8 protein-coding genes are annotated in these 13,842 nt (G+C 63.7%); 5 read left to right on the forward strand and 3 right to left on the reverse strand.

Features of this window, described 5'->3' with window-relative positions; all coding sequences use genetic code 11:
* The first annotated feature begins 24 nt into the window (after positions 1 to 24).
* The 4 genes from betB to ACCQ06_RS18710 all read left to right on the forward strand — a co-directional run bounded on the left by betB (position 25) and on the right by ACCQ06_RS18710 (position 5,222).
* Positions 25 to 1,497 carry a betaine-aldehyde dehydrogenase gene (betB, locus tag ACCQ06_RS18695; protein ID WP_316688688.1) on the forward strand — a complete coding sequence of 491 codons (1,473 nt, stop codon included), beginning with the start codon at positions 25 to 27 and terminating at the stop codon, positions 1,495 to 1,497.
* A gap of 148 nt (positions 1,498 to 1,645) precedes the next feature.
* A complete protein-coding gene (betA, locus tag ACCQ06_RS18700; RefSeq protein WP_316688689.1) occupies positions 1,646 to 3,316 on the forward strand; it encodes a choline dehydrogenase in 1,671 nt (556 codons plus the stop codon).
* A 192-nt stretch (positions 3,317 to 3,508) separates the two neighbouring features.
* Positions 3,509 to 3,961: a MarR family winged helix-turn-helix transcriptional regulator gene (locus ACCQ06_RS18705; protein WP_104615386.1), complete on the forward strand. Its 453-nt coding sequence runs from the start codon at positions 3,509 to 3,511 to the stop codon at positions 3,959 to 3,961.
* 58 nt (positions 3,962 to 4,019) lie between these two features.
* Positions 4,020 to 5,222: an FAD-dependent monooxygenase gene (locus tag ACCQ06_RS18710; protein WP_316688690.1), complete on the forward strand. Its 1,203-nt coding sequence runs from the start codon at positions 4,020 to 4,022 to the stop codon at positions 5,220 to 5,222.
* A gap of 196 nt (positions 5,223 to 5,418) precedes the next feature.
* Here the strand turns inward: ACCQ06_RS18710 and ACCQ06_RS18715 are convergent, their stop codons facing one another.
* Positions 5,419 to 8,298, reverse strand: a complete 2,880-nt coding sequence (locus ACCQ06_RS18715) for a TonB-dependent receptor (RefSeq protein WP_316688691.1) — start codon at positions 8,296 to 8,298, stop codon at positions 5,419 to 5,421.
* Between the two features lie 271 nt (positions 8,299 to 8,569).
* On the opposite strand from ACCQ06_RS18715, the gene ACCQ06_RS18720 reads away from it, so the two are divergent.
* Positions 8,570 to 10,543, forward strand: coding sequence for a transglycosylase SLT domain-containing protein (locus ACCQ06_RS18720; RefSeq protein WP_316688692.1), 1,974 nt, complete (start codon positions 8,570 to 8,572; stop codon positions 10,541 to 10,543).
* A gap of 301 nt (positions 10,544 to 10,844) precedes the next feature.
* Here ACCQ06_RS18720 and ACCQ06_RS18725 read toward each other — a convergent pair whose 3' ends face one another.
* Entirely contained in the window at positions 10,845 to 11,942 is a 1,098-nt protein-coding gene (locus tag ACCQ06_RS18725; protein WP_316692685.1) for a pectate lyase family protein, read from the reverse strand.
* Between the two features lie 286 nt (positions 11,943 to 12,228).
* The gene (locus tag ACCQ06_RS18730; protein ID WP_228323528.1) at positions 12,229 to 13,362 is read right to left on the reverse strand and encodes a pectate lyase family protein; all 1,134 of its coding nucleotides are present in this window, start codon (positions 13,360 to 13,362) and stop codon (positions 12,229 to 12,231) included.
* Positions 13,363 to 13,842 lie beyond the last annotated feature (480 nt).

Genomic DNA, 13,842 nt, shown 5'->3' on the forward strand with positions numbered 1-13,842 from the left:
GCGACCGTCCCAAGGAGGTTTGTCATGCCACGTTTCCCCGACCAGCTGCTGTACATCGGCGGCCGTTATGTTCCCGCCCGCGGCGGCCACACGTTCGAAGTGATCAACCCTGCCACCGGCGAGGTGTTGGCCAACGTGCACAACGCGGGCGCCGACGATCTGGACGCGGCGGTCGATAGCGCCCAGGCCGGCCAACGCGTGTGGGCCGCGCTGACGACGGTGGAGCGCTCGCGCATCCTGCTGCGCGCGGTGGCGTTGCTGCGCGAGCGCAACGACGCACTGGCCGAGCTGGAGACGCTCAACACCGGCAAGCCGCTGAGCGAAACGCGCAGCGTGGACATCGTCACCGGTGCCGACGTGCTGGAGTATTACGCTGGCGTGTCGCAGGCGCTGCAAGGTGCACAAGTGCCGTTACGCGAAGGCAGCTTCTTCTACACCCGGCACGAGCCGCTAGGCGTGGTCGGCGCTATCGGCGCGTGGAATTACCCGATCCAGATCGCGCTGTGGAAGGCCGCGCCCGCGCTGGCGGCTGGCAATGCAATGATCTTCAAACCCAGCGAGGTAACGCCGCTTACCGCACTCAAGCTGGCCGAAATCTTCACTGAAGCCGGCCTGCCCGATGGTGTGTTCAACGTGCTGCCCGGCGACGGCGCCAGCGTAGGCAACGCACTCACCGAACACCCGCAGATCGAAAAGATCAGCTTCACCGGCGGTACCGCGACCGGGCGCAAGGTGATGGCCAGCGCATCGAGTTCGTCATTGAAAGACGTGACCATGGAGCTGGGCGGCAAATCGCCGTTGATCGTGTGCGCCGATGCCGATCTGGATCTGGCCGCCGACATCGCGATGATGGCCAACTTCTACAGCTCCGGGCAGGTGTGCACCAACGGTACCCGCGTGTTCGTGCCGCGTGCGCTGCGCACCGCCTTCGAAGCGCGGCTGCTGACGCGCGTGCAACGTATCCATATCGGCGACCCGCTCGATACGAGCACGACGTTTGGGCCGATGGTCAGCGCCGCGCATATGCAGCGCGTGCTCGACTACATCGCCCAGGGCAAGGCCGAAGGCGCGCGCCTGCTCTGCGGTGGCGAGCGGCTACGCGACGGTGCGCTGGCGCAGGGCTATTACGTGGCACCGACGATCTTCAGCGATTGCACCGACGTGATGACGATCGTGCGCGAGGAAATCTTCGGGCCGGTGCTGAGCCTGCTCACCTACGACGACGAAGACGAAGCGCTAACCCGCGCCAATGCGACAACCTACGGATTGGCCGCCGGTGTGGTCACGCCCGATCTGGCGCGTGCGCACCGGCTGATCCATCGCCTGGAAGCGGGCATCTGCTGGATCAATACCTGGGGCGAGTCGCCTGCGCCAATGCCGGTGGGCGGTTACAAGCAGTCCGGCGTGGGGCGCGAAAATGGCCTGGCGACCCTGCAGGCGTATACGCGCACCAAGTCGGTCCAGGTCGAGCTGGAACGCTACGGATCGGTGTTTTAAGCGGCCTACGCCGCAACGCACGCGATCGATGAATGCGTGCGTTGCGCCCGACACACGCGCTGCGTGCACCGGCACGTTGCCGCGCACAGAACAGCGACTGCGCGGTGCCTTGACTGCCGCTGCACCGCACACGCATCAGGAGACCACCATGCAACGCGAATACGACTACATCATCATCGGCGCCGGCTCGGCAGGCAACGTGCTGGCTGCACGTCTGACCGAAGACCCCGGCGTAACGGTGCTCCTGCTCGAAGCGGGCGGGCCAGATTATCGGCTGGATTTCCGCACCCAGATGCCGGCCGCACTGGCATTCCCGCTGCAGGGCCGCCGCTATAACTGGGCCTATGAAACCGAGCCGGAGCCGCATATGGACAACCGGCGCATGGAATGCGGGCGCGGCAAAGGCCTGGGCGGTTCGTCGCTGATCAATGGCATGTGCTACATCCGCGGCAACGCGCTCGACTTCGACCACTGGGCCAAACGCCCGGGCCTGGAAGACTGGAGCTACCGCGACGTGTTGCCCTACTTCCGCAAGGCCGAGACGCGCGACATCGGCGCCAACGATTATCACGGCGGCGAAGGCCCGGTCAGCGTGGCCACGCCGAAGAACGACAACAACGTGCTGTTCCAGGCGATGGTCGACGCCGGTGTACAGGCAGGCTATCCGCGTACCGACGATCTCAATGGCTACCAGCAGGAAGGCTTCGGGCCCATGGACCGCACCGTGACGCCACAGGGCCGTCGTGCGAGCACGGCGCGCGGGTATCTGGACATGGCAAAGCCGCGCGATGGCCTGCACATCGTCACCCACGCCACCACGGACCGCATCCTGTTTGCCGGCAAGCGCGCGATCGGCGTGCATTACCTGGTCGGCAACAGCAGCGAGGGCATCGATGCGCATGCACGCCGCGAAGTGCTGGTCTGTGCCGGCGCCATCGCCTCACCGCAGCTGTTGCAGCGCTCCGGCGTCGGCGCACCGGATCTGCTGCGCGCACTCGACGTGCAGCTGGTCCACGACCTGCCCGGCGTCGGCCAGAATCTGCAGGATCATCTGGAGGTCTATATTCAGTACGCCTGCACCAAGCCGGTGTCGTTGTATCCGGCGCTGCAATGGTGGAACCAGCCTGCGATTGGCGCCGAGTGGCTGTTTGCCGGCACCGGCACCGGCGCCAGCAATCAGTTCGAAGCCGGCGGCTTTATCCGCACGCGCGAGGAGTTCGACTGGCCCAACATCCAGTACCACTTCCTGCCGGTGGCGATCAATTACAACGGCAGCAATGCGGTGAAGGAACATGGGTTTCAAGCGCATGTGGGCTCGATGCGCACGCCCAGCCGCGGGCGCGTGCACGCCAAGTCGCGCGACCCGCGCCAGCATCCGTCCATCCTCTTCAACTACCAGTCCACCGATCAGGACTGGCAGGAATTTCGCGATGCGATCCGCATCACCCGCGAGATCATCGCGCAGCCCGCACTGGACGCTTACCGCGGACGCGAGATCAGCCCCAGCGCCGATTGCAAGACCGACGCCGAGCTGGACGCGTTCGTACGCTCACGTGCAGAAACCGCGTATCACCCGTCGTGCTCGTGTGCGATGGGCACCGATGACATGGCCGTGGTGGATGGACAAGGCCGCGTGCATGGCATGGAAGGCCTGCGCGTCATCGATGCCTCGATCATGCCGCGCATCATCACAGGCAACCTCAACGCCACCACCATCATGATCGCCGAGAAGATCGCCGACCGCATGCGAGGACGTGCGCCATTGGCGCGCAGCAGGGCCGATTACTACATCGCCGGCGATGCGCCGGTGCGTCGATAGGGATCGGCCAGGATGGAAGACTGCGGATACACGGGTGCGTTCTGACGCGTCGCGCATCCGCAGCCCATCGCAAGCATTGCGGCATCGTCGATGACATGCGCCTTGCCGTGACGTGCCAGCCACGCTGCCCCACCGCGCGATAGCCCAGTCGCGCGGTGCCATCGCCCCGCACGCGTGGGATATGCTTCGAGCATGAACTCGGACATCCACCCGGAAGCCGCCATCGCGCCCGGCTATCTGGCCAACCATGCCGCGCGCGTCTTCAATCGCAGTGTCGACGCGCGCCTGCGCGAACACGGGCTGACACTTGCGCTGATTGCGCCGTTGCTGCTGCTGTCGTGGAAAGGCCCGATGCTGCAGCGGGACCTGGTGCGCCACTCCGCAGTGAAGCAGCCTGCGATGGTGGCGCTGCTGGACAAGCTCGAAGCGATGGCGCTGATTGCGCGCGAGGCGTTGTCCAGCGACAAACGCGCCGCCACTGTTCGGCTGACCGATGCCGGCCAAGACGCTGCTGCCACCGGGCGCACCGCGCTGCTTCACTTCAATGCCGTCGGCGTCTCGGGCTTTTCCAGCGAGGAAGCCGCACTGCTGACCGTTCTGCTTGGCCGACTGATCGACAATCTGGAAACCGCCGCAAGCGAATAGAATCACACATGATATTTAAGTATCATACGTGATATATATTCACTGCAGGAGCGGCACCATGCCCCGTCGGATACTCATCAGTGGCGCAAGCGTCGCTGGAACCACTGCGGCATGGTGGCTCGATGCTTATGGAGTCGAGGTCGAGGTCGTCGAACGCGCGCCGGCGTTTCGTGATGGCGGCCAGAACGTCGACGTGCGCGGCAATGGGCGTGAGGTGCTGCGCCGCATGGGACTGGAAGCGCGTGCATTCGAACGTAGCACCAAGGAACTCGGCACCGATTGGGTGAGCGAAGACAATCGCGTCATTGCGCGCTTCAAGGCAGACGAGTCCGATACCGACGGCGGGCCTACTGCCGATCTGGAAATCCGTCGCGGCGACCTCGCGCGCATCCTGTATGACGCCACCTGCGAGCGCGTGCCCTATCGCTTCGGCGACAGCATTTGCGACCTCGCCCAGGACCAGGACGGCGTCGACATCACTTTCCACAGCGGCCGCTCCGCACGCTACGACGCTGTCATCGTCGCTGAAGGCGTTGGCGCGCACACGCGTGAGCTGGTGTTTCCCGGCGAGAACGTGCCGTACTGGATGGACATGACCATCGCCTACTTCAGCATCCCCCGACTCCCGCACGACAGTGCCTATGCCAGGCAATACAACACGGTGGGTGGGCGCGGCGCGACGTTGAAGCCTGCCCTGGACGGCAAGCTGGGCGCGTATCTCGGCCTGCAGAAGCGGCCCGAGGGCGAGAACGCGTGGAGCCTGGAGCGGCAACGGCACTACATGCAAGCGCAATTTGCCAACGACGGCTGGGAGTTCCCGCGCATTCTCGAGGCGATGAAGGATGTCGACGATTTCTACTTCGAGGTACTGCGGCAGGTGCGCATGCCGCGCTGGTCTGCCGGCCGGGTAGTGTTGACCGGCGATGCCGCGTGGTGCCCCACATCGCTGTCGGGCATCGGCACGACGCTGGCGATGGTCGGCAGCTACGTACTGGCGGGCGAACTTGCCCAGGCCAGCGCACCGACGCAAGCGTTTACGCACTACGAACGGATCATGCGCCCGTTCGTCAAAGAGGGGCAGAACGTTCCCAAGATCGTCCCTCGCCTGCTCTGGCCGCACTCCACTGTCGGGCTGACGCTGCTGCGCGGCGCGATGCGTCTGGCAGGCACCCCGCTTGTCCGACGCGTCATCAACAACAGTTTTGCGCGCGATTCCAACAGCATCGCCTTGCCAGACTATCGGCCGGTAGAGCCACGCTGAAACAGGTGTTGTCACCAATAGACAACACGACAACGCGCCCGCGCTGCAGTGCGCCGCTGCGATCCGCAGGCAACCGGCACCTGCGCACCACAGGCCAAGACCAGAAGCGCTGCGAAGACGACAGCTTCGTAGCGCTTCGATTACCCAATCAGCCAGCGTGGTTCTCACGGAAGCACCACGCAACATCCAGCCGCCCCTAGAACTTCAAATCCACACGCGCATACCAGAAGCGCCCACCGGGAATGTCGTAAGTGGATGAGTCATAGCCATTGAGTGAGCACGACAGGCAGAGCGGCGGATCTTTGTCGAACACGTTGTTCAAGCCAGCCGTGAGTTGCAGGCCCTTGAGCCAATCGACGCGATACCCCACCTGCGCATCGTGATACGTGATCGCGTCCAGCCGATTGGTGCCCACGGCAGGATTGGAGCACACCGCAAACTCCACCGCATCGCCGCATTGCTCGGTGAGCTTGGAGATGTGGCGCGCCGTCCACGATGCGGTCCAGTGACCCAACGACCAATCCAGCACGGCATTGCTGGTCCACTCGGGAATCGCACTGTCGACCACTTCGATGCCCGGCCCCTGCGGCTGCCGCTGGCCGGCCGCACCCAGCGCTTCGTAACGGCCCACGAAAGTGTTTTGCCACGACACCTTGAAGCGGCCGAACGCGCTTTCCGGCAGCGTCCAGAACAGATCCACGTCCCAACCATCGGTCTTGATCGAGCCTAGATTGGTCAGCCGGTTGTTGAAGGCGTTGATGCCGCCGGTGGACGCGCGCCCGATGCCGTCGCAGTACAGCGCATCCAGCGTGTCCACGCACAGATCCAGCTGCGTCTGCGCATTGATGGCCTGGATCGCGCCGTCGACATGATGGCGATAGAACGTCACTTCCATGTCCAGCCGGTCGGACCAGCTGGCGTTGCTGGCAAAGCCCGGGCTGAACACAAAGCCGGCGCTGAAGCTGCGCGAGCGCTCCGGGTCCAGCTGCTCGTTGCCGCCGGTGGTCACCGAGATCTGCTGGTTGGCCTGCTGGTAACCGCCCGGCACGCCGAGTGCGGCGCAGTTGGCCGCACTGCCGCGCGGGGCGGTGCCGCCCAGGCCGATCGAGCATGGATCGGATAGCTGCAGGTCGGCGCGCGCGGCCGAACCGAACAGCTCGCCGATGGTCGGTGCACGGAAGCCTTCGGCGTAGCTGGTCCGCAACACCAACTCGTCGGTGACCTGCCAACGCAGGCCGTACTTCGGCGTGAATTCGCCGCCGAAGGTGGAGTAATCCGAATAGCGCCCGGCGATATTCAGATCGAGTTTGTCGCCCAACGACGAGTTGGCGAAGATCGGAATATTGAGTTCGAGATACGCCTCGTTGACGTCGTAGCTACCGGAGGTCGGCAACGACGGCACGCCGTTGTAGCGGCCGGCCACGGTGAGCGGATCGGGCTGATATGAGCCCTCGTACTTGCGGTATTCGTAGCCGCTGGCAAACGACACCGCGCCGCCCGGCAGCTGGAACAATTCGCTGCTGAGGTTGGCGGTGAACAGGCTCAACTCGTTCTGGCTGCGGTCGCGCACCACCGGCTGGATCCAGCGCAGCATGTCCGGCGTGATGCTGCCCGCCCCGCTGAAGATGTCCAGCGGCACGCAGCCGGCCACCGCCGCGCATGCAGCCGGATCGCCCAACGCCAGATTGATGTTGAACAGGTTGTAGCTGCCGTAGTTGGTCTGCTCGGCCTTGTTCTTGCTGTACATGCCGTTGACGTCCCAATACCAGGTGCGCGCGGCCGCTTCGAAGGTGCCCACCAGTCCGGTGCCGAAGTACTGCGTATCCACCTGCTGCTCGTAACGACGCGGCCCGCCTTCCACCGGACGCCGGCCGATCTGGATCAGGTTGGTGGCCGAATTCAGATCGAAGCCGAACGGATTGAACGGATTCAATCCGGAAATCACGATGTTGTCGGCGAGCGGATTGCCGGTGCCGGCATCGGGGCCGAGAAAGATCGGCTCCGGCGCGGCCTGGTTGGTCGACTCGCGCCGATTGCCCAACGCCTTGACGTACCACTGCACGTCGTCGTTGAAGTAATAGCGGAATTGCGCAAACACGCCCTTGCGCTCGGACGGTGTCAGCAGCAGATTCTGCTCGGCGAAGTTGTAGCGGTCTGCGGTGCCGAAGCAGTGGTAGTCGTCGCTGCGCGTGCATCCCGCGCTGCCGTCGTATTGCGGCGTGCCCACGCCGGCATTGGGCGTGAGGTTCTGGCGCGCGCCGGTCGTGGGGTCGACGAACTGAAAGCGCCCATCCGGGGTGGCCGAGCTGCCGAAGGTCAGGCCGGTGCCCGGGATCGGGAAGCGTGCCTGCGCACGGTCGCGCGCATAGATCGGGTCCTGCTTGACGTAGCTGGCGCCTAAAAACAGGCTGAAATCCTCGCCGCTTGTGCCCCAGGCCAGATCCACGCCCTGGTTGGCGCCATCGCCCTTGCCGTACTGGCCGTAGTTGAGCGTGACCTGCGCACCGTCGAAGCTGCGTCGGGTGATGATGTTGACCACACCGGCAATCGCATCGGATCCGTATAACGACGAGGCGCCGTCTTCGAGCACTTCGATGCGTTCGACGATCGCCAGCGGAATGGTATTGAGGTCGGTCGACGAACCCACACCCGAGGCGGACGACTCGTTGACCCAGCGGATGCCATCGACCAGCACCAGCACGCGCTTGGAGCCGAGGTGGCGCAGATCCACCTGCGCCGAACCCGCGCCCACGCCGCCGCCGTCGGGCGGAAAGCCGAAATTGCCGGACGAATTGAACTTGGCGTTGAGCGCCGAACCGGACGCGGTGAGTTCCTGCAGCACTTCGCCGATCGAGGTCAGGCCGGTGCGCTCGATGTCGGCGCGGTTGAGCGTCTGGATCGGCACCTGGCCTTGCAGCTCGGCAGTCCTGATGCGGGTGCCGGTGACTTGCACGCTATCGAGCGTGCGCGTACCGGGGGTCGCCTCGGGCTGTTGCGCCCAGGCCAGCGTGGGAATCAGACACAACGACAACTGCACGGCCAGGCATGACCGAGACGGGCCAATCAGACGCTTCATCCTTTCTCTCTCCAGAAGGATCTTTAAGTGTCCGCACGCCCCCGTGCCCTGCGGTCCGGCCCAAGTTGTAAACGAAACCTTAACGCACCGCAATCTGGCGGTGCAGCACTGCGATGCGCGTCGCAGTGCATGGTGTGAGCGCGGATGCCGATGCAGACGCGCAAGCGCATCGTCCAGACGACGAACGCACAGCGGCATCGACAGGACATGCGCTGTCAGGCGCGATGCGTATTCACTCAAGCGCTCAGGCGTGCTTCGGTATAGTCGCGCGATGACTTATTTCCCGCGTCTTGCCACTGTTTTCGTCGGCCTGTTGTGCCTTGGCAGCACTGCGCTGCATGCGCAAAGCCTGGATCCGCAATTGACTGCCATGCGCGATGCGATCGCCGCCGCAGAGCGCGGCCAATCCGATCCCGCCCAGCTCTCGGCATTGAGCCGCCATCCGCTGTACGGCTGGCTGGAGTACGCCACGCTCAAGCGCAACATCGACAACGTCTCCAACGCGCAGGCGCAGGGATTCTTGCAGCGTTACGCCGGCCAACCGGTCGCCGAAAGCTTCCGCAGCACCTGGTTGCCGGCGGTCGCACGCCGCCAGGACTGGACCACGTTGCTGGCCAACTGGAAGACCACCGATAACGTAGGGCTGCGCTGCGCGCAGCTGACCGCGCGCCAGGCCACCGGCAAGCTGGACGCACAGTGGAGCCGCGATGCGCTCACCCTGTGGCGCAACGGCAAGGCGTTGCCGGATGCGTGCGAACCGGTGGTGGCGGGGCTGGAGTCGCGCGGCGAACTCACTCCGGCACTGCGCTGGGAACGTGTGGAAGCCGCTGCCGATGCGCAGCTGCCTGCGGTGATGCGTGCGGCGGCGCGTGGCTTGCCGGCGGCCGAGCTGGCACTGGCCACCGATTACGCTGCCTTTCTCGACAAGGTCCACCCGCGTGCACTGGGTTGGCCCAAGACCGAGCGCAGCCGCCGCATCGCCGTCGATGGCCTGGCCAAGCTGGCCAAGACCGACCCGGACGGCGCCGAGCACCAGTTGCCGCAGTTCGCCAGCGCGTTGGGTTTCAGCGACGCGCAGCGCGGGCAGGTGCTGTATCAGATTGCGTTGTGGACGGTGGCGTCCTACCTGCCGGATTCGGCGCGCAGGCTCAACGCGGTGCCCGATGCGGCCTACGACGAGCGCCTGCACGAATGGCGCGCGCGCGAGGCGATGTCGCGTGGCGATTGGCCTGCAGCCTTGGCCGCCATCCGCAAGATGCCGGCCAGCCAGCGCGCCGATTCGCGCTGGCAGTATTTCGAAGCGCGCCTCACCGAGAAGACCGGTTCGGCGGCGGCGGCACAGCCGTTGTATCGCGCCGCTGCGCAGTCGCCCACCTTCCACGGCCTCCTGGCCGCCGACCGCCTGCAGCAGCCGTATCGGCTGTGCCCATGGGAGCCCAAGGACAGCCCGCAGGCCAAGGCCGCAGTGGCGCGCGACCCGGCATTGACCCGTGCGATTGCGTTGTTCCAGATCGATCGCCCCGGTTGGGCGGTGGCGGAGTGGAACGATGCCGCCAGCCGTTTCGACGACACCCAGCGCCGCCTGGCGGTGGAGGTGGCCAGCGACAACGGCTGGTTCGATCGCGCGGTGTTTGCGCTCGGCAAACAGCCGGACGAGCAACGGCTGTATGCGCTGCGCTTCCCGCTGCATCACGATGAGAGCATTCGCCGCGAAGCCGCAAAGAACGCCATCGATCCGGCCTGGGTTGCCGCGGAGATCCGCGCCGAAAGCATCTTCAATCCACGTGCGCGTTCGCCGGCCAATGCGATGGGCCTGATGCAGGTGTTGCCCGGCACCGGTGCGGCGGTCGCCAAGGGCATCGCCCTGCCCGGCTACGCGGGTGCCGCCAGTCTGTACGAACCGGACACCAACATTGCCATCGGCACCGCGTACCTGCGCCAGTTGCTCAACACCTATGGCTTGCCGTATCTGACCATCGCCGCGTATAACGCCGGACCCGGCCCGACCGGCCGCTGGCAATCGCAACGGCCGGGCTTCGAACCGGACTTCTGGATCGAGACCATCAGCTACAAGGAAACCCGCGAGTACGTTGCGCGTGTCCTGGCTTTCAGCGTGATCTACGACTGGCGCCTCAACGGCGACATGCTGCCGCTGAGCGACCGGCTGATGGGCAAGCTGGTGGACAAGCGTCAAACGCCGGTGTGCACGCCGGGCCAGAGTGCGAGCAACGCAACGCAGGACTGAGTGCACTTTTGCCGACGCGTATGCCGCCTGGCGAAGCGGGCGCGTTTGCGCCGTTGCGTTGTTCTACTCGGTCTTTGCTTTGATCGAAGTGCGATGCCCTGACCGCGTGCAGGACACGGCGCGATTGTGACCTTTGCAGCGTGGCGGCATCGCGCTATCACCTCATCGCATCGCTGACTATCCTCAAGCGGAACACCCGGACGTCGATGGCAGCGCGTAAACGCACAACGCCCGCATCGCTGCGGGCGTTGTGTCATTGCGTACAGCGCTGCAACCCTCGCAGCGCTGCATGTGGCGTCAGTTATAGTTTGCCTGCACCGGCCTTGGCCTTGACGTCGGCAGCCACCTTGTTGGCAGACAGCAGATTGTAGGTATACGGCGGCTTCCAGCCGATGTTGCTGTTCCAGGAGCAGCTCAACGCCTTGCCATTGAGCAGAGAGCCCTGGTCGCGGTACACGCTGCCCTTGTAATCGGCGGCGATCTTGTCGCAACTGCTCACACCGCTGATGTCGAAGGCATTGTTCTCGGAGAAGATCTTCGATTCCTTGCCCACGCCATGCGCGTGCGAGAACGGGTAGACCTTATTGCTGGTGCTGCCCACGTGGTAGTTGTTGTACAGATGCACCTGGCCGAAACGTACCCGCGGCGCGCGCGCGGAGATGTTTTCGAACAAGGTGTTGTGGATGGTTACCTTGAGCTTGCCGCTGTCGGTGCTGGAGGCGCTGTCGCTGGAGCCGATCAGGCTGTTCTTCTCGTGCGACTTGAAGACCGAGTACGAGATGGTCACGAAGTTGGCGCCCTTCTTGACGTCCATTGCGCCGTCGTGGTGCTGCTTCGGCCGGCCGTTGGCGGTGCCGTTCTGATCGTCGGTGCGGCGGCCATCGGTAAAGGTGACGTGGTCCACCCACACGTTGCTGGCGCCTTCCACGGTCAGACCGTCGTACTCGGAATTCCAGTTGCCGTTGTCGCCATCGTCGGCATCCCACTTCGGTTCCGGATCCCACGGATTTTCGATGGTGAGGTTGCGCACGATGACGTCGTTGGCCTTGACGTAGAAATAGCCTTCGCGGATTTCGGCGTTGGTGCCGACGCCGATCAAGGTGGTCTTGGTGGGGATATCCAGACGCGCACGCGTCTTCATGTCCGAGGTCTTGGTGTATGCCTTGCCTTCGCTGATGTCGATGACACCCTTGACCTTGATGATGCGCCCGTTACTACCCGCACTAGCCTTCAGCGCAGCCTTCAACTGCGCTGCGTTGCTGACGGTATAGGTGTCCGCTGCGGAGGCCTTGGAACCGCCTTTGGTGCCGCCGTTCTGGGTGGCCCAGCCGGTGGTGGCAACCTCCAGCGCGGGGTCTGCTGCATAAGCGGTGGTCGACAACAACGCGGCGCTCAACATAACGCCCACAACGGTACGTCCCACAACAGTCGATACGTTCGACATGGTGATGAAGTCTCTTGAATGAGTGATGCGTGACACGCCGCTGCGCGGCGTGCTCCCCGTGCGTTCGCCCAGGCCAACAGGCCAGTCCCCTAGCGAACCGGACCGATCCTAATGCTTATGTACATTATTTAAAAGTACATTTTTACTATGTTGCACCTGCGTTTTTGGAATGGCGACGCGCCACGCGCAGCGCACGTTGTCGTGCACTGCGCGTGGCAACGTCTTCAGCAGATGCGATCGTTTACAGCTTGCCGGCGCCGGCTTTTGCCTTGACGTCCGCAGCCACCTTGTCGGCCGACAGCAGGCTGTAGGTGTAAGGCGGAGTCCAACCGATATTGCTGTTCCAGGAGCAGCTCAAGGCCTTGCCATTGAGCAGCGAGCCCTGATCGCGATATACGCTGCCACCGTAGTCGGCTGCGATCTTGTCGCAGCTGCTCACGCCACTGATCTCGAACACGTTGCGCTCGGAAAAGATCTTCGATTCCTTACCCACGCCATGCGCATGCGAGAACGGGTAGACCTTATTGCTGGTGCTGCCCACGTGGTAGTTGTTGTACAAATGCACCTGGCCAAAACGCACCCGCGGGGCTCGCGCGGAGATGTTTTCGAACAAGGTGTTGTGGATGGTCACCTTGAGCTTGCCGCTGTCGGTGCTCGAAGCGCTGTCGCTGGAGCCGATCAAGTCGTTCTTCTCATGCGACTTGAATGCCGAGTACGAGATGGTCACGAAGTTGGCGCCCTTCTTGACGTCCATTGCGCCGTCGTGATGTTGCTTGGGGCGGCCGTTGGCGGTGCCGTTCTGATCGTCGGTGCGGCGACCATCGGTAAAGGTCACGTGGTCCACCCACACGTTGCTGGCGCCTTCCACGGTCAGGCCGTCGTACTCGGAGTTCCAGTTGCCGGCGCTACCGTCATCCGGATCCCAAACCGGCTCCGGGTCCCATGGATTTTCGATGGTGAGGTTACGGATGATGACGTCGTTAGCCTTGACGTAGAAATAGCCTTCGCGGATTTCGGCGTTGCTGGTGATGCCGATCAACGTGGTTTTGGTCGGGATATCCAGACGCGCACGCGTCTTCATGTCCGAGGTCTTGGTGTAAGGCTTGCCTTCGCTGACATCGATGATGCCGCTGATCTTGATGATGCGTCCGTTGCTGCCTGCGCTGGCCTTGAGCGCCTTCTTCAGATCGGCCGCGTTAGTGACCGTGTAGATATCGGCACCAGCAGCTTTGGAGCCGCCCTTGGTGCCGCCGTTCTGTGTCGCCCACCCAGTGGTCGCCACTTCCAGCGCAGGATCGGCGCTTGCAACGCCAGTGAGCAGCAACGACCCGACAAACAGCGACGCGGCGGCCGCCGTCGAAAATTTCGGCTTCATCTTGATGTCTCCCTCGAATGGGTTCGATGCGCCGCGCGGCGGCACATTCCTCGTCTATCGACTGCGGAACGTACTTTTCATCTCTGTAATGTTCAGTTCCGCGAAAACGATACTAGGAGCATCGCAATCGCTTGTATCTAGGCAATGCATCGATGTGCACGCGCAGTCACGCAAACGGTTGCGAGACACCAAAGAGAAGACAAAACGCTGTAATCAAGACACGCAGAGACAGCGCCAGGGACACTGCAGCGCAGCATGATGGGTGCTGCAGTGCAGCTGGATATGCATTCAACGCCGCGTGCTGTTGAAATCACATGTGCGCGCTTTTTCTGGAAAAACATCGCTGCAACGCGCTGATGACAATCGCGTGTGCCGACAAGCGCGTGTGCGCTGCACACACGCTTGAGGCATCGATACGAACGCACCGCATCACGCCGCGACAGGCACCGAAATCGCTATGTGCAGTGCCAGCCAACAAGC

The sequence above is a fragment of the Xanthomonas sp. NCPPB 4467 genome (assembly GCF_041475665.2).
Classification (GTDB): domain Bacteria; phylum Pseudomonadota; class Gammaproteobacteria; order Xanthomonadales; family Xanthomonadaceae; genus Xanthomonas; species Xanthomonas dyei.